Annotated in this window: 15 protein-coding genes; 12 read left to right on the top strand and 3 right to left on the bottom strand. The window is 66.3% G+C overall.

The features are described from left to right. Positions 1-29: 29 nt before the first annotated feature. From BRAD285_RS12160 to BRAD285_RS12205, 10 genes are all read left to right on the top strand, one after another. Positions 30-905, top strand: a complete 876-nt coding sequence (locus tag BRAD285_RS12160; protein ID WP_006615672.1) for an NAD(P)-dependent oxidoreductase — start codon at positions 30-32, stop codon at positions 903-905. A gap of 8 nt (positions 906-913) precedes the next feature. Then, a complete protein-coding gene (locus BRAD285_RS12165) occupies positions 914-2,443 on the top strand; it encodes an aldehyde dehydrogenase family protein (protein ID WP_035648995.1) in 1,530 nt (509 codons plus the stop codon). A 74-nt stretch (positions 2,444-2,517) separates the two neighbouring features. Next, positions 2,518-3,474 carry an N-carbamoyl-D-amino-acid hydrolase gene (locus BRAD285_RS12170; RefSeq protein WP_006615670.1) on the top strand — a complete coding sequence of 319 codons (957 nt, stop codon included), beginning with the start codon at positions 2,518-2,520 and terminating at the stop codon, positions 3,472-3,474. A gap of 284 nt (positions 3,475-3,758) precedes the next feature. Further along, positions 3,759-5,360 carry an ABC transporter substrate-binding protein gene (locus BRAD285_RS12175; protein ID WP_006615669.1) on the top strand — a complete coding sequence of 534 codons (1,602 nt, stop codon included), beginning with the start codon at positions 3,759-3,761 and terminating at the stop codon, positions 5,358-5,360. Positions 5,361-5,374: 14 nt separating this feature from the next. After that, positions 5,375-6,316, top strand: a complete 942-nt coding sequence (locus tag BRAD285_RS12180; RefSeq protein WP_006615668.1) for an ABC transporter permease — start codon at positions 5,375-5,377, stop codon at positions 6,314-6,316. Continuing rightward, on the top strand, positions 6,313-7,227 hold the full coding sequence (locus tag BRAD285_RS12185) for an ABC transporter permease (protein WP_006615667.1): 915 nt from the start codon (positions 6,313-6,315) through the stop codon (positions 7,225-7,227). Before BRAD285_RS12180 ends, BRAD285_RS12185 begins: the two co-directional genes overlap by 4 nt. 277 nt (positions 7,228-7,504) lie before the next feature. Then, positions 7,505-8,494, top strand: coding sequence for an ABC transporter ATP-binding protein (locus BRAD285_RS12190; protein WP_006615666.1), 990 nt, complete (start codon positions 7,505-7,507; stop codon positions 8,492-8,494). Then, complete coding sequence (locus tag BRAD285_RS12195; protein ID WP_006615665.1) at positions 8,491-9,465, top strand: ABC transporter ATP-binding protein; 975 nt, start codon at positions 8,491-8,493, stop codon at positions 9,463-9,465. The genes BRAD285_RS12190 and BRAD285_RS12195 overlap by 4 nt, the downstream gene beginning before the upstream one ends. A gap of 671 nt (positions 9,466-10,136) precedes the next feature. Next, positions 10,137-10,508, top strand: a complete 372-nt coding sequence (locus BRAD285_RS12200) for a tRNA-binding protein (RefSeq protein WP_006615664.1) — start codon at positions 10,137-10,139, stop codon at positions 10,506-10,508. 21 nt (positions 10,509-10,529) lie between these two features. Beyond that, positions 10,530-12,485 (top strand): alpha amylase C-terminal domain-containing protein, encoded by a 1,956-nt coding sequence (locus tag BRAD285_RS12205; protein WP_172889875.1) that lies wholly within the window; start codon positions 10,530-10,532, stop codon positions 12,483-12,485. Between the two features lie 422 nt (positions 12,486-12,907). Here the strand turns inward: BRAD285_RS12205 and BRAD285_RS12210 are convergent, their stop codons facing one another. Together BRAD285_RS12210 and BRAD285_RS12215 are read right to left on the bottom strand one after the other, a co-directional pair. Then, positions 12,908-13,837 carry a hypothetical protein gene (locus tag BRAD285_RS12210; protein WP_006615662.1) on the bottom strand — a complete coding sequence of 310 codons (930 nt, stop codon included), beginning with the start codon at positions 13,835-13,837 and terminating at the stop codon, positions 12,908-12,910. Then, a complete protein-coding gene (locus tag BRAD285_RS12215) occupies positions 13,824-14,861 on the bottom strand; it encodes an SPFH domain-containing protein (RefSeq protein WP_006615661.1) in 1,038 nt (345 codons plus the stop codon). The genes BRAD285_RS12210 and BRAD285_RS12215 overlap by 14 nt, the downstream gene beginning before the upstream one ends. A gap of 108 nt (positions 14,862-14,969) precedes the next feature. Here BRAD285_RS12215 and BRAD285_RS12220 point away from each other — a divergent pair, with 108 nt between their 5' ends. Continuing rightward, a complete protein-coding gene (locus BRAD285_RS12220; RefSeq protein WP_006615660.1) occupies positions 14,970-15,722 on the top strand; it encodes an NUDIX domain-containing protein in 753 nt (250 codons plus the stop codon). Between the two features lie 121 nt (positions 15,723-15,843). Here the strand turns inward: BRAD285_RS12220 and BRAD285_RS12225 are convergent, their stop codons facing one another. After that, positions 15,844-16,398: a hypothetical protein gene (locus BRAD285_RS12225; RefSeq protein ID WP_006615659.1), complete on the bottom strand. Its 555-nt coding sequence runs from the start codon at positions 16,396-16,398 to the stop codon at positions 15,844-15,846. 244 nt (positions 16,399-16,642) lie between these two features. Here BRAD285_RS12225 and BRAD285_RS12230 point away from each other — a divergent pair, with 244 nt between their 5' ends. Beyond that, positions 16,643-18,742 carry a methyl-accepting chemotaxis protein gene (locus BRAD285_RS12230; RefSeq protein WP_006615658.1) on the top strand — a complete coding sequence of 700 codons (2,100 nt, stop codon included), beginning with the start codon at positions 16,643-16,645 and terminating at the stop codon, positions 18,740-18,742. Positions 18,743-18,825: the final 83 nt, after the last annotated feature.

Below are 18,825 nucleotides of genomic sequence, written 5' to 3' on the forward strand. Positions count from 1 at the left end.
TTTTCTGGGACGTTTTCGCAGGAGGCATCGTGACCGCGGTCGGCATCATCGGACTTGGCAACATGGGACGCGGCATGGCGCTGACGCTGAAAGGCGCGGGCTTTGCCGTCACCGGATACGACGCATCCGAGACGACATGCGCGGCGCTGGCGGCAGAGGGCCTCTCCATTGCGGACGGCATCGGCCCGCTGGTCGCCGCCGCCGACATGATCATCCTGTCGCTGCCGACGGCCGAGATCGTCGAGCGCGTCGTGGCGGATGGCATTCTCGCCCATGCGCGGCCCGGCGTCGTCATCGTCGATACATCGACCTCGCATCCCGAGACCTCGCGCCGTCTCGCTGCGCTGCTGAAGGCGCGCGGCATGGGCTTCGTCGATGCGCCGGTCAGCGGCGGCCCGAAGGGCGCCGCGGCGGGCAGCATGACTATGGTGATCGGCGCCGAAGATGATGACCTCGCGCGCGTGCTGCCGGTGCTGGAGAAGATGAGCGCCAAGCGCGTGCATGTCGGCGGCGTCGGCGCGGGCAACGTAGCCAAGATCGTCAACAACCTCTTGTGCGCCGCGCATCTGCTCACCGCTGCCGAGGCGCTGCGCATCGCCGGCGCAGCCGGCGTCGATGCTGAGCGGCTGCTCGACGGCCTCAATGCGGGCTCCGGCCGCTCCGGCGTGACACAGGTCAACGTGCCCAACTGGATTCTCAACGGCGCCTTCGATTCCGGCTTCACCATGCAGCTGATGCGCAAGGACGTGAGGCTCGCGGCGCAGTTCATCGGCGAGCTCGGCCTCGCTTTGCCGATGGCGGCGGACACCGCGCGCATCTGGGCGGACAGCGCCGGCAGCATCGCGGACCCTGAGGATTTCAACCGCATCGTCGAGCTGCAGCTCGGCCCGATCTCGAAGACATGAGAGACGCCATGACCCATTTCATCGATCCGCGCCTGGGCGAGGCGATCAGGCCGTTCTGGCCCGACTTCGCGAGCATCGGCTCGCATGTCGGCGGCCAGTGCGTCATCGGCGATGGCGCGACCGTCGCGGTGAATGATCCTGCAACGGGGCAGTTGCTGTTCAGTTATTCCGATGCGGGGGCCGATGTCGCGGCAAGAGCTGCCGCCGCAGCCGTTGCCGGGCAGGCGGCATGGACCCGCGTTACGGCCGCCGGCCGTGGTCGCCTAATGCAGGCGGTTGCCCGCGCGATCCTCGCTGCGGCCGAAGACTTGGCGAAGCTGGAATCGCTCTCCGCCGGCAAGCCGATCCGCGACACCAGAGGCGAGGTCGCCAAGGTCGCGGAGATGTTCGAATACTATGCGGGCTGGGCCGACAAATTCCACGGCGACGTCATTCCCGTGCCGACGAGCCATCTCAACTACACCCGGCGCGAGCCGATGGGAGTCGTGCTGCAGATCACGCCCTGGAATGCACCGGTCTTCACCGCCGGCTGGCAGATCGCGCCGGCGATCAGCATGGGCAATGCCGTACTGCTCAAGCCGTCCGAGCTGACGCCCTTGACCTCGCTGGCGCTCGCGGTCATCGCGGAAACCGCCGGCCTTCCGAAGGGCGTCGTCAACGTGCTCGCGGGCTTCGGCCACACCACCGGACAGGCGGCGCTCGCGCAAGCAGCGGTGAAGAAGGTCGTGTTCGTCGGCTCGGTGCCGACGGGACGGCTGATCGGCGAAGCTGCGGCGCGGCGGTTGGTGCCGTCCGTGCTCGAGCTCGGCGGCAAGTCCGCCAACATCGTGTTCGCCGATGCCGATCTCGAACGCGCCGCGATCGGCGCGCAGGCCGCGATCTTCGGCGGTGCGGGACAGAGCTGCGTCGCGGGCTCGCGGCTGCTGGTGCAGAGCGCAGTGTATGACCGCTTCGTCGATCTGGTCGCGCAAGGCGCAGCCAAGATCAGATGCGGCGATCCGCTGTCCGTGGACACCGAGATCGGCCCGATCAACAACGCCAGGCAATATGATCATGTGCTGTCACTGATCCGCGAGGGTGCGGAGGAGGGCGCGGAGATCGTCACCGGCAGTAAAGGTGAGCGCGCGGACGGCGGCTACTACGTCAAGCCCACGGTGCTGAAGAACGTCACCAACACCATGGGTATCGCGCGCAAGGAAGTGTTCGGGCCCGTCGTCGCCGCGATCCGCTTCGAGACGGAAGAGGAGGCGATCGCGATCGCCAATGACAGCGAGTTCGGCCTCGCCGGCGCCGTGTGGACAAAGGACGTCGCGCGCGCGCACCGCGTCGCAGCGAGCGTGAAGGCCGGCACGTTCTGGATCAACTCCTATAAGACGATCAACGTCGCCTCGCCCTTTGGTGGCTACAACAACAGCGGCCACGGCCGCTCCTCCGGCGTCGAGGCGCTGTACGAATATACGCAGGTGAAGAGCGTGTGGGTTGAGACCGCGGCCGAGCCGGCGGTCGCGTTCGGCTACGCACCCGGCTTGCGCGATTGAACCTGCATGGCATGATGAGTGCAGGAGCAGCGCAGCCCGCGAACGACACAGTTCCGGAATAAGGAACAGGAATCATGCCGCGCTTCGTCAATGTCGCCATCGGCCAGCTCGGCCCCATCGCCAAGAGTGAGCCGCGCAGCGCGGTGGTCGCGCGGCTGACCGCCTTGATGAGGCAGGCGCATGCCAATGGCTGCGATCTCATCGTCTATCCCGAGCTCGCGCTGACCACCTTCTTCCCGCGCTGGTACATGGCCGATCAGGACGAGGTCGACACCTATTTCGAGCGCGAGATGCCGGGGCCCGAGACGCAGCCGCTGTTCGCGCTCGCGAAGGAGCTGCGCGTCGGCTTCTGCTTGGGGTATGCTGAGCTCGCGATCGAGGACGGCGTCGTCCACCGCTACAACACCGCCATTCTCGTCGACAAGGACGCCCGCATCGTCTCGAAATACCGCAAGGTGCATCTGCCGGGGCATGCCGAGCACGAGCCGTGGCGCAAGTTCCAGCATCTGGAAAAACGCTATTTCGAGCCGGGCCGCAATTTCGGCGTCACGAACGCATTCGGCGGCGTGATCGGCATGGCGATCTGCAACGATCGCCGTTGGCCGGAGACCTATCGCGTCATGGGGCTGCAGGGCGTCGAGATGGTGCTGATCGGCTACAACACGCCGGTGCACAATCCGCCCGCGCCGGAGCATGACGACCTCTCGCTGTTCCACAACCGCCTCGTGATGCAGTCCGGTGCCTATCAGAACGGCACCTGGGTGATCGGCGTGGCGAAAGGCGGCATCGAGGAGGGCGTCGACGCCATCGCCGGCAGCTGCATCATCGCGCCCTCGGGCGAGATCGTGGCGGCCTGCGCCACCAAGGGCGACGAGATCGCGTTGGCCCGCTGCGATCTCGATCTGTGCAAGTCCTACAAGCAGACGATCTTCAATTTCGACGTCCATCGCCAGCCGCAGGCGTACGGCATGATCGTCGAACGCAAGGGCGAGCGGCTGATGGCCGACGGCTCGCCGGTGCAGAAGCCGTGACGCGTAGGGTGGGCAAAGGCGCGCCGTGCTGTTTCCAAACGCGAGATCGCAATGGCGCCGTGCCCACCGTCTCGCTGCAGACCATGCGGCGCGATGGTGGGCACGGCGCCATCGCGACCTTGCATGTGGACGGGACAGGGCCTCGCCTTTGCCCACCCTACGGCACCTTCATCCTTGCGCCCCATGCCTCATTTGCGTTCAAATGAATGCCCTCGACGTGCATGGCATGGGCCTTGCTTACAATTTCGGCAATTGAACTCGGTCACGTTGCATCAGGAGAGAACATGGATCGCAGAACGGTATTGAAGGGATTGGCGGGCGCGGGTGGTCTGGCGCTGACCGGCTTCGCAGCCCCCGCGATCGCGCAAGGCGCAAACGCACGCACCCTGCGCTTCGTCCCGCAGGCCAATCTCGCCAATTTCGATCCGATCTGGGGCACGCAATATGTCGTGCGCAACGCAGCGGCGATGGTGTGGGACACGCTGTACGGCATCGACGACAAGTTCGTGCCGCAGCGCCAGATGGTGGAGTCCGAAGAAGTTTCCTCCGATGGACTGACCTGGACCTTCAAGCTGCGTCCCGGCCTGAAATTCCATGACGGCTCGCCGGTGCTCGCCAAGGACGTCGTCGCCAGCCTGACGCGCTGGTCGGCGCGTGACCCGATGGGCCTGATGCTGAAGGCCATCCAGAACGAGCTCACCGCGGTCGATGACAAGACCTTCAAATGGGTGCTGAAGCAGCCTTATCCGAAGATGCTGTTCGCGCTCGGCAAGGGCAACGCGCCGTGCGCTTTCGTGATGCCCGAGCGCATCGCACAGACCGATCCGTTCAAGCAGATCTCCGAATATGTCGGCTCTGGCCCGTTCAAATTCGCGAAGGGCGAATGGGTGCCGGGCGCCAAGGCCGTGTTCGAGAAGTTCGCCGACTACGTGCCGCGCGACGAGAAGCCGGTGTGGCTGGCCGGCGGCAAGAAGGTGCTGGTCGATCGCGTCGAGTGGGTGATCATGCCGGATCCCGCGACTGCTGCGGCCGCCTTGCAGAACGGCGAGGTCGACTGGTGGGAGAACCCGATCACCGATCTCGTGCCGGTGCTGAAGGGCAACAAGAACATCGGTGTCGACATCGGCGACCCCCTCGGCAATGTCGGCTCGTTCCGCATGAACCATCTGCATGCGCCGTTCAACAATGCCAAGGCCCGCCAGGCCATCCTGATGGCGATGAGCCAGGAAGACTACATGCGCTCGCTGGTCGGCGACGACAACGCGCTGTGGAAGCCGCTGCCCGGCTTCTTCACCCCGGACACGCCGCTCTACACCGAAGCCGGCGGCGAGATCCTGAAGGGCAAGCGCGACTTCACCGCTGCCAAGAAGCTGCTCGAGGAAGCCGGCTACAAGGGCGAGCCGATCACCTGCGTGGTCGCGCAGGACCAGCCGATCACCAAGGCGTTCGGCGACGTCACCGCGGATCTTCTGAAGAAGCTCGGCATGAATGTCGACTTCGTCGCGACCGATTGGGGCACCGTCGGCGCCCGCCGCGCGCAGAAGACGCCGCCGTCGCAGGGTGGCTGGCACATGTTCCACACCTGGCACGCGGGCGCGGACTGCATCAACCCGGCGGCCTACACCGCGCTGCGCGCCAATGGCGACAAGGCCTGGTTCGGCTGGCCGACCAGCGAGAAGGTGGAGACCGAGATCACCAACTGGTTCAACGCCAAGTCGCTCGACGAGGAGAAGACCGTCGCGGCGCGCATCAACAAGGCGGCGCTCGACGACGTGGTGTTCGCACCCACCGGCTTCTTCCTCGGCTACACCGCCTGGCGCAAGAACGTCTCCGGCGTGACCAAGGGGCCGATCCCGCTGTTCTGGGGCGTGTCGAAGACCGCATAAGGCGCTGACCACAGATGCTCGCTTATGCGCTCCGACGCGTGCTGTCGACCTTGCCCGTGATGGCGATCGTCGCGCTGTTCGTCTTCAGCCTGCTGTACATCGCGCCGGGTGATCCCGCCGCGGTGATTGCCGGCGACCAGGCGAGCCCGGCCGACGTCGAGCGCATCCGCGCCAATCTCGGACTGGACCAGCCTTTCCTGGTCCAGTTCGGCAGCTGGGTGTGGCGCCTGCTGCACTTTGATCTCGGTACATCGATCTTCACCAATCTGCCGGTGGCGTCGATGATCGCCCAGCGCATTGAACCTACTCTGTCGCTGATGATGGTCACCTTGGTCCTGACCATCATCATCGCGGTGCCGCTCGGCGTCCTCGCGGCGTGGAAGGCGGGCACCTGGATCGACCGCGTGATCATGGCCTTCGCCGTGTTCGGCTTCTCGGTGCCGGTGTTCGTGGTCGGCTACATCCTCGCTTATGTCTTCGCCTTGAAGTTCGACCTGCTGCCGGTGCAGGGCTATACGCCGTTGTCGCAAGGCTTCTGGCCGTGGCTGCAGAACCTGATCCTGCCGGCGGTCGCGCTCGGCTGCGTCTACATCGCGCTGATCGCGCGCATCACCCGCGCCGCCATGCTCGAGGTGCTGCAGCAGGACTACATCCGCACCGCGCGCGCCAAGGGCCTGGGGCAGGGCGGCATCCTGTTCATCCACGCGCTGAAGAACGCGGCGGTGCCGATCGTCACCGTGGTCGGCATCGGCATCGCGCTGCTGATCGGCGGCGCCGTCGTCACGGAGAGCGTGTTCGCGATTCCCGGTTTGGGACGGCTCACCATCGATGCCATCCTGCGCCGTGACTATCCCGTCATCCAGGGCATCGTGCTGCTGTTCAGCTTCGTCTATGTGCTCGTCAATCTCCTGATCGACATCACCTACACCCTGGTCGACCCGAGGATCCGCTATTGACCGTCACTACAACCTCTCCGCCGCCAGGCCTCGTCGTCGCGCCTGTTCTGCCGGACCTGATGGCGGCGCCGAAGATCCGCCGCGGAGCCATCGGCTTTCTGCGCAACCATCCGACGGTCGCGATCGGCGGCGCGCTGCTTCTCGTGCTCGTGATTATCGGTGTGTTCGCGCCGTTCCTCTTCACCGTCGATCCCACCGCGATCGCGCCGGCCAAGCGTACGCGCTTGCCGTCGGCGGATTTCTGGTTCGGCACCGACGCGTTGGGACGCGACATCTATTCGCGCGTGCTCTACGGCACCCGCGTCTCGCTCACGGTGGGCCTGGCCGTTGCGCTCGGCGCGTCCTTGATCGGCCTCACCATCGGCCTCGTCGCCGGCTTCGTGCGCTGGGCCGACGGCGTCCTGATGCGCTGCATGGACGGGCTGATGTCGATCCCGCCGATCCTGCTCGCGGTCGCGCTGATGGCGCTGACGCGCGGCAGCGTCGGGAACGTCATCCTCGCCATCACCATCGCCGAGATCCCGCGCGTCGCGCGCCTCGTCCGAGGCGTCGTGCTGAGTTTGCGCGAGCAGCCATATGTCGACGGCGCGGTCGCCTCGGGCACGCGCACGCCGATGGTGATCCTGCGCCACATCCTGCCGAACACGACGGCGCCGATGCTGGTGCAGGCGACCTATATCTGCGCCAGCGCCATGATCACTGAGGCGATCCTCTCCTTCATCGGCGCCGGCACACCGCCGACCATTCCGTCCTGGGGCAACATCATGGCCGAGGGCCGCGCGCTGTGGCAGGTCAAGCCCTATATCGTGTTCTTCCCGGCAGCGTTCCTGTCGGTGACCGTGCTCGCCGTGAACCTCGTCGGCGACGGCCTCCGCGACGCCCTCGACCCGCGTATGGCGAAGTCACCATGAGCGGAGTCCTCTCAAACCGTGCGGCCCGAGTGGGGGCCTCGCCCTTCGAGACGCCCGCCGCTGGCGGGCTCCTCAGGGTGAGGGGTGGGAGCGTGCGCTGTGGGGACCCTGATCATGGCGGCGCCGCAACGCCGATCTCGGACCCCAACCCTCATGGTGAGGAGCGCCGCGCCGAGTTGCCCGTGATCGCGGGCAGTTGCAATGCGCGGCGCGTCTCGAACCATGAGGCCCCGATGACACCGCACGAGGCTCCAACCGCTCGCCGGGAGCTGAACTGATGCCGCTGCTCGAGGTCGAGAATCTCCAAGTGCATTTTCGCACCCCCACCGGCATCAACCGCGCCGTCGACGGCGTGTCGTTCCACGTCAACCCCGGCGAGACGCTCGCCATCGTCGGCGAATCCGGCTGCGGCAAGTCGGTCACCTCGATGTCGATGATGCGGCTGATTCCTGAGCCGCCCGGCAAGATCGCGGGCTCGATCAAGCTCGAGGGCAGGGACATCCTGACGCTCAGCGATCGCGAGATGCGCGCGCTTCGCGGCAACGACATTTCGATGATCTTCCAGGAGCCGATGACCAGTCTCAATCCCGTGCTGACCGTCGGCCGCCAGATCGGCGAGACCTTGCGGCTGCATCAGGGACTTGATCAGGCGCAGGCCGAGGCGCGCGCGGTCGAGATGCTGACCCTCGTCGGCATCCCCGAGCCGGCACGACGCGTGCGCGAATATCCGCACCAGCTTTCGGGGGGCATGCGCCAGCGCGTGATGATCGCGATGGCGCTGGCGTGCAATCCAAAACTCCTGATCGCGGACGAGCCGACCACCGCGCTCGACGTCACCATCCAGGCGCAGATCCTCAAGCTGATGCTCGAACTGAAGCAGCGCGTCGGCGCCGCGATCATCCTGATCACGCACGATCTCGGCGTCGTCGCCGAGGTCGCCGAGCGCGTGATGGTGATGTATGCGGGACGCAAGGTCGAGGAAGCGCCGGTCAAGGAGCTGTTCCGCTCGCCGCGTCATCCCTATACGCAGGGCCTGCTCGGCGCGCTGCCCAAGCTTGGCTCGTCGCTGTCGGGCGAGACCAAGCGCCTTGCGGAAATTCCCGGCCAGGTGCCGGACCTCAAGCAGCGCATCGAGGGCTGCGTGTTCGCCGGCCGCTGTGCGCTCGCCACGGACGTCTGCCGCCAATACGCGCCGGGCCTGGAGCAGAAAGCCGCGCATCACATCGCCGCCTGTCATTTCGCCTTGAAGGAGCAGGCCGCCGCATGACGATGCCGCTGCTCCAGGTCAACGATCTCAAGAAGCATTTCCCGATCTCGGGCGGCCTGTTCGGCCGCACCAAGAGCAAGGTGCACGCCGTCGACGGCGTGTCGTTCGAGATCGCGCGCGGCGAAACCTTGTCGCTGGTCGGCGAGTCCGGCTGCGGCAAGTCGACCGTCGGCCGCGCCATTCTCAGGCTGTTCGACATCACCGGCGGGCAGATCGTGCTCGACGGCCAGCGTATCGACGATCTCGGCCCGCACCGCCTGCGCGAGATGCGCCGCCGCGTCCAGGTCGTGTTCCAGGACCCGTTCTCCAGCCTCAACCCGCGCATGCGGATCCGCGACATCCTCGCCGAGCCGATCAACAATTTCGGTCTCGCCAAGAGCGCAGCCGAACGCGATGCGCGCATCGCTGAGCTCATGGAGATCGTCCGCCTGCCGCGCGACGCCGTGAACCGCCGCCCGCACGAATTCTCCGGCGGCCAGCGCCAGCGCATCGGCATTGCCCGCGCGCTCGCCGCCAAGCCCGAGCTGATCGTCTGCGACGAGGCGGTGTCCGCGCTCGACGTCTCCGTCAAGGCCCAGATCGTCAACCTGCTGCAGGATCTGCAGCGCGAGTTCGGCCTCGCGCTCCTGTTCATCAGCCACGACCTCGCCATCGTCGAGCACATGACCCACCGCGTCGCCGTGATGTATCTCGGCAAGATCGTCGAGATCGCGCCGCGGCGGCAGATCTTTGCCAGCCCCGGCCATCCCTACACCAAGGCGTTGCTATCAGCCGTGCCCGTCCCGGAGCCCGGCGCCGAGCGCACCCCGATCATCCTGAAGGGTGACGTCCCGAGCCCGGTCAATCCGCCGAAAGGATGCCGCTTCCACACGAGATGCCCGCTCGCCTTCGACCGCTGCCGCAGCGAAGTGCCGGAGCTGCGGCTGAAGGGCGAGGAGCAATGGGTGGCGTGTCATCTGGAGAATGCGTGACGCGACCGTAGCCCGGATGAGCGCAGCGACATCCGGGTTCTCATGAGCCGCGCGTTGAACCCGGATCTCGCTACGCTCATCCGGGCTGCACGTGACACACGCTCTCACCGCGTCATTGCGAGCGGAGCGAAGCAATCCAGGGGCGTGGGCGGGACCCTGGATTGCTTCGTCGCTGCGCTCCTCGCAATGACGGATGAGAGAGCGTGCATGGTCTCGACGAGCATGACTCGGGTGCATGTGCGGAGCGCGGTCCGACGGACCTCCGCTTTTGGGCCATCCTCCGCCCTCGTCCCGGGCAAGCCTGCCGACGCGCAGCGGCGGCGGGCGCTGACCCGGGACCCATACTCCGTGACGGTCGTTGGCTTGCGCAAGTCGGGCCATCTCGTGTCACGGCATCGTCCTGTGGTTATGGATCCCGGCGTGCGCCGGGATGACGGCGGAGGTGGTGCAGGCAGCAGGTTTCTGTCGGCAGAGCTGCAGTGCTTGCCTTGCCGTCTGCGGCCCATCCGCCACACCGGCCTTGCCAATCCCCAGCGACAGCCTGCCATCCCCAAGGCGGTGCATTGTCACCGCCCGACCCGGCGACTAGAAATTGATCCGGTTGAGGAATCTCCAATTCGCCGGGCTGGGACATCGACCCGCCGGCCTGTCCCGCGTTCGAAGAGGCCGCCATGCATCTCGCCCATGATCCGACAGCACCGGCAGCGGCCCAGATCAGCTTCGACCAGTTTCTCGCCGTCGACATCCGCGTCGGCACCATCGTCGCCGCCGAGCCGTATCCGGAGGCGCGCAAGCCGTCGCTGAAGCTGACGATCGATTTCGGCGAGGGCATCGGCACCAAGCGCTCGAGCGCGCAGATCGCCTCGCTCTATGATCCGGCCACCCTGGTCGGTCGCCAGGTCGCCGCTGTCGTCAACTTCCCGCCGCGGCAGATCGGCAAGTTCATGTCCGAGGTGCTGACGCTCGGCTTTCCCGATGACCAGGGCAATGTCGTGCTGTTCAAGCCCGACAAGGCCGTGCCCAACGGCGCGCGGTTGTTCTGAGCGGGGGGCGAGACCGTGGATATGCTGCTGGAACCTGTTACGCTGCCGCCATTTCCGGAAGGCATCCGAATTTCGTTGAGGCAGATGCATCTTCTCCAGGCTCCCATGGGCGGCACCCTGGTGACCGGGGGCGCCACCTTCCGCGTGTTCGCGCCGCATGCCAAGGCGGTCTACGTGTCCGGCCCGTTCAACGACTGGGCGCAGGATGCGAGCTGCCGTCTCGCGCCGATCGGCAACGGCCATTGGGCGATCTTCATCCCCGGCCTCAAGGACGGCGACGCCTACATGTACTTCGTCGAAGGCGAGGGCAATTCGGGCTACAAGCGCGATCCGCATGCGAGACTGCTGACGGTCGATCCGCCGTTTCCGCAGGCGCATTCGGTGCTGCGCAATCCGCAAGCCTTTCCCTGGCACGACACCGATTTCACGCCGCCGCCCAGCAATGAGCTCGTGATCTATCAGCTTCATGTCGGCACGTTCGACATGAAGGCCGGCAACCCCGACGGCTGCTTCTTCGACGTCATCGAGCGCGTGCCGCATCTGAAGAAGCTCGGCGTCAACGCGATCGAGCTGTTGCCCGTGCAAGAATTCCCGTCGATGTTCAGCATGGGCTACAACGGCACCGACCTGTTCAGCCCGGAAACCGACTACGGCGAGCACGAGGATACGAATCTCGCGGCCTACTTCGCGCGCACCAACGAGATCCTGACGGCCGCGGGTGCCGCGCCTTACGCCGACATCGGCGTCGTCAGGCATTGCGACGACCAGCTGCGCGCGCTGATCGACGTCTGCCATGTTTATGGCATCGCCGTGCTGTTCGACGTCGTCTACAACCATGCCGGCGGCGGTTTCGACGAGGCCAGCATCTGGTTCTTCGACCGCCAGCCTTACGGCGATCCCAACCGGAGCCTGTATTTCACCGACCAGGGCTGGGCCGGCGGCCAGGTGTTTGCCTATTGGAACGCCGACGTGCGGCAGTACCTCGTCGACAACGCCATCATGTTCTATCGCGAATATCACGCCGACGGCCTGCGCTTCGACGAGGTCAGCGTGATGGACCGCTTCGGCGGCTGGGCAACCTGTCAGCAGCTGACCGAGGCGTTGCGCGCGGAGAAGCCGGACGCGATCCAGATCGCCGAGTTCTGGCCGGTCAATCCATGGGTGGTAAAGGACATTGCGCAAGGCGGTGCTGGTTTCGACGCAACCTGGAGCGATGGCCTGCGGCTCGCCGTGCGCGGCGCCATTGCCAGTGCGGCCGGCGGAGCAGGGGCTCATGTCGCCATGCAGCCGATCGCCACTGCCATCGCCGATCTCGGCCTCGGCAACCGCTGGCGCGCGGTCAATTCGATCGAGAACCACGACATCGTCTATGCCGGCCGCGAGCCGCGCATCTCGCGTCTCGCCGATCCCATCGACAGCCGCTGCTGGTACGCCCGCAGCCGCTGTCGCGTCGCCACTGGTCTGTTGCTGACTGCGCCGGGCATCCCGATGCTGTTCATGGGCCAGGAGATGTTCGAGGACCGGCCGTGGAGCGACACGCCGAGCCTGGACACCACGATTCAGTGGGCGCTGCTCGACGGCGAGGACAAGATCACCGCGGACGCGATGCGCTTCACATCGGAGCTGATTGCCATCCGCCGCACCCATCCGGCGCTGGCGGCCGAGGGCTGCGCCATCGTCCACGTCCACGACGCCAACCGCGTGCTCGCCTTCCACCGCTGGGACGGGCAGGGCGACGACGTCATCGTGATCGTCAGCCTGAGCGAAACGCCGTGGCGCGACTACGCGATCGGCTTTCCGGCGGCAGGGACGTGGCACGAGGTGTTCAACAGCGACGTCTACGACAATTGGGTCAATCCGGGCGTGGTAGGCAACAACGGCGCGGTGAATGCGAACGGCCCCGCGCTGCACGGCCAGCCCAGCTCGGCCATGGTGACGATCCCGGCGAATGGCGTGCTGGTGTTCGCGCGGAAATGACTGCGTAGCCCGGATGAGCGCAGCGACATCCGGGTTCATCTCAACAGCGCGTGAGACCCCAGATATCGCTGCGCTCATCCGGGCTACGGCTGTTTGCGAGAGCATGAGGGCTGTAGGGTGGGCAAAGGCGCTGCACTGCTCTCCTCACGAATGAGATCGCAGAGGCGCCGTGCCCACCATTCTGCCGACGTGCTCGCGGATGCGCGGTGGGCACGCTGCCGCCTTTGGCGGCCGCTTTGCCCACCCTACGGGTCCGAGCCGCACGGCGATGTGTGAGAGATGGACGCCTGTCTCTCCACCGTCATTGCGAGCGTAGCGAAGCAATCCAGGATGATGGGCGGGACTCTGGATTGCTTCGCTGCGCTCGCAATGACGTGGTGAGAGCGGCGCGCCCCATCGGCGAAGCAATTTGTAGAGGCAGACTACACAATCAATCGCCCCTGTCGTTCCGCAATTCCGATCACCGCCTCCGTCCCCGCATTGAAATCGAGATGATCCGCCTCGATGCCATCGGAGAAGATCACGCCGTTCTCGGGCATCAGCGAGCGCAGCCGCAAGGTCTCGGCACCATCGAGTCCGCCGCACACCAGTGAGGTCTGCGACGTCTTGCTCGGGAACGGCTCGCGGACGGCGAAACGGAGCGCGCGGGCGTCCCAGGGCAGGGCGGTGTAGTCGCCATCGCCATGGCTGCCATAGCTGTCGGCAATGGCCAGCGCGCCGGTGACGATGCTCTTGAACCAGGCGGTCGAGCCGAGGCCGGTTGCCACGATCAGGCCGCTGGACGACTGCCGCTCCTGGGCGTCGCGCGTGGCGATCTCGTAGCGCGCCGAGACATGCGTGCGCGCGCCGATGAAGAGGTCGTTGACGGCGTACAGAACCTGGCCGTCGGCAAGGCTGGCGCGCGCCATGGTCACCGCCTTGGCCGCGCGCTTGTCGGCGGCGACCTCCGGCAGAAGGCTGGCGAGATCATCCGGCGCGAACGGCAGCAGCACGCCGTCATGGAGCTGCTTGTCCGGGTTGAGGCCGAGCAGCGGCTGGCCGTCGAGATATTTCATGGTATTGGCGACCAGCCCGTCGGGGCCGAGGGCCGCGACGATATCGGCGGGGCCGAAGATGAAGTTCGGCAGGAAGCCGCGGTCGATGATCTGGTAGCGCCCCCAGCGCTCCAAGGTCTGCGTCGCCGTGGCGCGCGCGGCCTGGTAGGCCGCGTGCTCGCGTTCGTAGTCGGAGAAGTCGGCGCCGAGATGCTCGACATAGAAGCGGGCCTGATCCGCGGTGAGGAACTTTGCGATCAGCTCCTCCAGCCGCGTTCTCCTGGTGACCAGCACCACCTTACGGTCACTGCCGGACACGGGGCGCCTCCGCGGGCTTCTGCATCAGGCTGTTCAGCAGCTCCGGCGAGACGTTGAGCTGGCCGATCTTCTCGGCCTTTTCGGCCAATCCAGAGAACGCCTGCGCGATCAGCTGGCCCGGCTGCATGCCGGTCGCCGCCAGCGCCTGGATCACGCGGGTGTCGACGCCCTCGAAGATCTTCATCAGCGCGCCGACGCGATAGGCTTCTGCATCCGCCAAGGTGCGGGTGTTCGCCGCGTTCAAGGAGACGAAGTCCTTGCGCTTGGCCTCCAGCCCGATGTCGGCGACCATGCCGGCCTCGCGCAGCTCATTCTTCTTCGCCGCGACGCTGGCCTCCGCGTCCATCTGCGTCTCGCGGATCGACCGCTTCTTCTGCTCGACCGCGATCTCGGTATCGAGCTCGCTCTCGCGGATGGCGCGCTCACGTTCGACCGCGAAATTGCGCCGGGCGAAGATGGCCTCGTCGGCGGTCTTCAGGATCGCCTCGCGGGCTTCCGCTTCCAGCGCCTTGGCGGTCTCCGGCGTCGGCTTCACCGCGCGCACGGCGACGCCGAGGATCTCCAGACCCAGCGCATCGATATCGGCGCGTTGCTTCAACCCGGTCGCGATCGCCTCGGCAATGCGGTCGGAGGCGCGCAGCGCTTCCTTCAAGGTCATGTCCTTGACCGCCTGCTGCGCCAGCACCTCGACCGCGCCCAGCACGCGCTGCGGCAGCTCCTCGGGGTCATCGGATTCGTACGACTTGCCGTCGCGCTTCAGCGTGAAGTTCAGCATCGCCGCTGCCTTCTTCGGCTCACCGATGCGGTAGGTGACCTGGCCCTGGATCGTCAGCGTCTGAAAGTCGCGGGCGATCTGCTGGAAGATGAACGCGGCATCGCGGCTGCCGATCGGGATCGCGACCAGCGAGGTGGCGGGTCCGTAATAGAAGGTGGAGAGCCCGGCGCCTTCCTCGACGATCGCGCCGGCGCGGTACTTGAGCAGGTAGGTGGTGGGCTGGGCCTTGATGAAACGCAAGCCGAACATGGCGGCCTCCTGTGGTTCGATGGCGTAAGTGTGTCACGCCAACTAAGTAAGTTGGACAGTACAACTAAGCATGCTAGTGTCAAGGGGCAAAATCGAGGGGATGGTGGTATGGCAGGACGGCAGGGGCAGGGCGGTGGATCAGGGGATCAGGCGGGTGGCAAGAGGGCCGGGCTGGATTTCCCGCGGCCCCTGACCACCGTCGACATCGTCATCTTCACGATCCGGCTGGAGGCGCTGCACGTCCTGCTGGTGCGTCGCGGCCATGCCGACGGGGAGCCGTTTCCGGACGCCTTCGCGCTGCCCGGCGGCTTCGTCGACGTGACCAGGGATGCCGACCTCGCCGCCTGCGCCGGGCGCAAGCTCGCCGAGAAGACCGGCGTCGTCAGCCCCTATCTGGAGCAACTCGGCAGCTGGGGCAGCGCCACGCGCGACCCCCGCGGCTGGTCGGCGACCCATGCCTATTTCGCGCTGATCCCCGCCTCAGCAGCGGAAAAGACCCTGGCGGCCGATGCGCAATGGTTTCCGCTTGAGGGCAGCACCGTGAAGCCGAAGCTCGCCTTCGATCATGCCGAGATCCTGCATGCCGCCGTGCAGCGGCTGCGTAATAAGGTCGAGTATACCTCGCTCCCGGCCTATCTGATGCCGGAGGAGTTCACTCTGCCCGAGCTGCAGCGGACCTATGAGATCGTGCTCGATCGTCCGCTGGAGAAGAGCGCGTTCCGCACCCGCATGCTCTCGGCCGACCTGATCGAGCCGATCGACAAGATGCGCAAGGGCCCGAACCGGCCGGCGCAGCTCTACCGGCTGAAGAAGGCCGCCGCGCCGGTGTATTTCGCGCGAACGTTCAACGCGCCGGAGTGACGTTCCCATAGCCCGCATGAGCGCAGCGACATGCGGGATTCTACGCGCCGTGAGGGGGCGGCCCGTCTGCCTCGCCACCGTCATTGCGAGCGCAGCGACCTGCGCTGCGCTCATCGGTCGGTCAGGCCGAGAAATCCACCACCAGCGACTTGCTTGTCGAACTCGACGAGGTACTTCCGTTGGCGCTGTAGGACGACGTCTTGCTGCTGTTCGAGCTCTGTAGCGCCTCGAGCAGCTTCTTCAGAAGCTCTTCGACCTGAGACGAGGAGTCCGAGGACGTCGATGACGAGGTGCTCGACGTCGTGTCGGTGCCGGAATCATCGCTCGGCGGCGGACCGCCGGCGCCACCAGGACCGCCGGAGAAGGCATTGGCGAACACGTTTTTCAGCTCGCTCGCCTGGTCGGAGGTGAGCTTGCCGCTGTCGACCTCGCTCTGGATGAGATCGTCGATCTTCGACTGCATCTCCTTGGGCGACGGCGGCGTGGAGCTCGTCGATGAGGAGGACGAGCTACTGCTGCCGCTCTGTAGAGCGGAATCGATATCGTCGAGCGCCGAGGACAGCGCGGTCTGGTCCGTCGAGCTGACCTTGCCGGCGGAGACTTCCTTGGTGAGCTCCTGCTTGAGCAAATCGAGCGGCGAGTAGCCACTCATGGAGGAGGCAGAGATCGACGTCATGACGTGCTCCGATGGTTGTGACATCAAACCTGCATCCAGCTGTTGATCGGAGCGCTTAACAGCTTCTTGTGCTGTATGTCCCGATGTGTCCGGAGCCAGGCTGCACACAAAACGAAGCAAGAAAGTAGGCCGACCCCGTGTTTTTGCGGGGCGTTCGCAAGTGTGGCTACGAAGGGCGCCAGACGAATTATTAAGGACGAGCGGTGAAAGTAGCTCCGGAGAATTTCGGGGTGGAATTGATCAGATGCGATTGCTCGACGGCCTGACCATACGAACCGTTCTCGGCTTGATCATCGGCGCGCTGGCGCTGCTGTTGATCGGCAGTCTCGCCACCGGCCTGGTGGATGCGCTCGGCCGCTATCAGTCGGCGCAGCGGATCGCGCGGCTCGCAGGCGCCGACCAGCAGCTGTTCAACACGCTGATCGGCTTCCGGCTCGAGCGCGGCACCTTCCTGGCCACGCTGGCCGCGGACGGGACCGCCGACCAGGCCGCCGACACCCGCATCTCGACCAATCGCCAGATTTCCGAGACGGCCTACAAGCAGGTGCAGGACGCGCTGTCCGGCGTTGCCGACGCCAAGATCGTGAGCCGGCTGAGCACGCTCGTCGCGACACACGACCGCCTGGCCGCGTTGCGCGGCGATGCCGAGCGCGCCATCCACCAGCCCAAGGCGTCGCGCGACATGCAGGTCGTGGACTCCTTCCGCAAGGCCGCGCAGGACTATCTCGATGCGCTGCTCGTCATCGCCGCCGACCTCGAGGAGACGATGAAGCTCGCCGACCCCGCCGTCGATCAGATGGTCAACGTCAAGCAGTCGGCCTGGGCGGCACGCAATTTCGGCGGCCAGTTCGCGATCAAGATCGAGAACGCCGCGGCTTCGGGTAAGCCGTGGAGCGTCGCCGAGATCGTCGCGGGCGCCGAGGATTCCGGACGGCAGGCGCAGGCGTGGAGCCAGGTGCTGACGGCCGCAGCGCGGCCCGATGCGCCTGCTGCGCTGGTCGATGCCGTCAACCGCTCCAAGCAGGCGGACGCGACCGCGATGGCCGAGCAGCAGGGCGGACTCGTCAAGGCGCTGCGCAACAACCAGAGCATCGACTTCAAGTTCGCCGAACTGTCGAAGCTCAACACCGCGCTGCTGTCCTACAGCGTCGATGCCGCGAATGCGGCGCTGGCCGAGATGGTCGCGGTCGCCGGCCGCCGGATCAGCGAGGCGCGCGAGAGCCTCGTCATCAATGCCGTGATGATGGGCATCGCGCTCGCCGTGGCGCTGGTCGGCATGATCGTGGTGCAGAGCCGCATCTCGGCGGCGATCCGCTCTTTGGCCGCGGCGATGCAGCGCCTGGCCGCTCGCGACTATACGATCGAGCTCACCGGGCTCGACCGTCGCGACGAGATCGGTGAGATGTCGCGCACGGTCGCCGTATTCAAGGACAGCATGATCACCGGCGACCAGCTCGCGAGCGAGAAGGATGCCGCGCAGGCGCGGCGCGAGCAGCGCCAGGCCGCCGTCGACGCGCTGATCCGGGAGTTCGAGGCGACCGTCACCGCCTCGCTGCAGACGCTGACCTCGGCCTCCACTGAGTTGAACGCCACGGCGCAATCGATGTCGACGACCGCCGACCAGGGCCGCCAGAAGGCCTCGTCGGTCGCCGACGTGTCGCAGCGCGCCTCGGGCAACGTCCAGATGGTGGCGGCGGCGACCGAGGAATTGTCGGCCTCGATCAGCGAGATCAGCCGCCAGGTGACCGAGTCGACCTCGATCGCGAGCGCGGCCGCCACGCAGGCCGAGAAGACCAATGACGAGGTGCGGGCGCTGTCGGATGCGGCGCAGCGGATCGGCGACGTCGTCGCGCTGATCAGCGGCATTGCCGAGCAGACCAACCTTTTGGCGCTGAACGCGACCATCGAGGCGGCGCGCGCCGGCGAGGCCGGCAAGGGCTTTGCCGTGGTCGCCGCCGAGGTCAAGACGCTCGCCAACCAGACCGCCAAGGCGACCGAGGAGATCACCTCGCAGGTCGCCGGCATTCAGAGCGCGACCAAGGCCTCGGTCGACGCCATCCAGGCGATCTCCTCGACCATCCACCGCGTCAACCAGATTGCGGCGGCCATCGCGGCGGCAGTGGAGCAGCAGGGCGCTGCGACCCGCGAGATCGCCCGCAACGTGCAGCAGGCATCGGAAGGAACCAACGCCGTGTCGCACAACATCTCCAGCGTCTCGGAAGCGACCGCCGCCACCGGCCAGGCCGCCGGCGGGGTGCTGGACTCGGTGCGGACGCTGTCGAAGCTGTCGGCCGATCTGCGCCACGACGTCGACCAGTTCGTGACCCAGCTGCGCGCGGCGTAGCGCTCTCATCCGCGCAGCGGGAGGTGAAGCCCGCCCGCCGGTCGCCCCTGCCACAGGTGTCATTCCGGGCGCGCCTAGCGCGA

It is taken from the genome of Bradyrhizobium sp. ORS 285, from assembly GCF_900176205.1.
GTDB lineage: Bacteria > Pseudomonadota > Alphaproteobacteria > Rhizobiales > Xanthobacteraceae > Bradyrhizobium.

Excerpts from the sequence above, each read along its gene's own strand:
- BRAD285_RS12180 (WP_006615668.1), top strand. The coding sequence starts at position 5,375 with ATGCTCGCTTATGCGCTCCGACGCGTGCTGTCGACCTTGCCCGTGATG.
- BRAD285_RS12220 (WP_006615660.1), top strand. The coding sequence starts at position 14,970 with ATGGCAGGACGGCAGGGGCAGGGCGGTGGATCAGGGGATCAGGCGGGT.
- BRAD285_RS12225 (WP_006615659.1), bottom strand. The coding sequence starts at position 16,398 with ATGACGTCGATCTCTGCCTCCTCCATGAGTGGCTACTCGCCGCTCGAT.
- BRAD285_RS12165 (WP_035648995.1), top strand. The coding sequence starts at position 914 with ATGACCCATTTCATCGATCCGCGCCTGGGCGAGGCGATCAGGCCGTTC.
- BRAD285_RS12175 (WP_006615669.1), top strand. The coding sequence starts at position 3,759 with ATGGATCGCAGAACGGTATTGAAGGGATTGGCGGGCGCGGGTGGTCTG.
- BRAD285_RS12205 (WP_172889875.1), top strand. The coding sequence starts at position 10,530 with ATGCTGCTGGAACCTGTTACGCTGCCGCCATTTCCGGAAGGCATCCGA.
- BRAD285_RS12190 (WP_006615666.1), top strand. The coding sequence starts at position 7,505 with ATGCCGCTGCTCGAGGTCGAGAATCTCCAAGTGCATTTTCGCACCCCC.
- BRAD285_RS12195 (WP_006615665.1), top strand. The coding sequence starts at position 8,491 with ATGACGATGCCGCTGCTCCAGGTCAACGATCTCAAGAAGCATTTCCCG.
- BRAD285_RS12230 (WP_006615658.1), top strand. The coding sequence starts at position 16,643 with ATGCGATTGCTCGACGGCCTGACCATACGAACCGTTCTCGGCTTGATC.
- BRAD285_RS12200 (WP_006615664.1), top strand. The coding sequence starts at position 10,137 with ATGCATCTCGCCCATGATCCGACAGCACCGGCAGCGGCCCAGATCAGC.
- BRAD285_RS12170 (WP_006615670.1), top strand. The coding sequence starts at position 2,518 with ATGCCGCGCTTCGTCAATGTCGCCATCGGCCAGCTCGGCCCCATCGCC.
- BRAD285_RS12215 (WP_006615661.1), bottom strand. The coding sequence starts at position 14,861 with ATGTTCGGCTTGCGTTTCATCAAGGCCCAGCCCACCACCTACCTGCTC.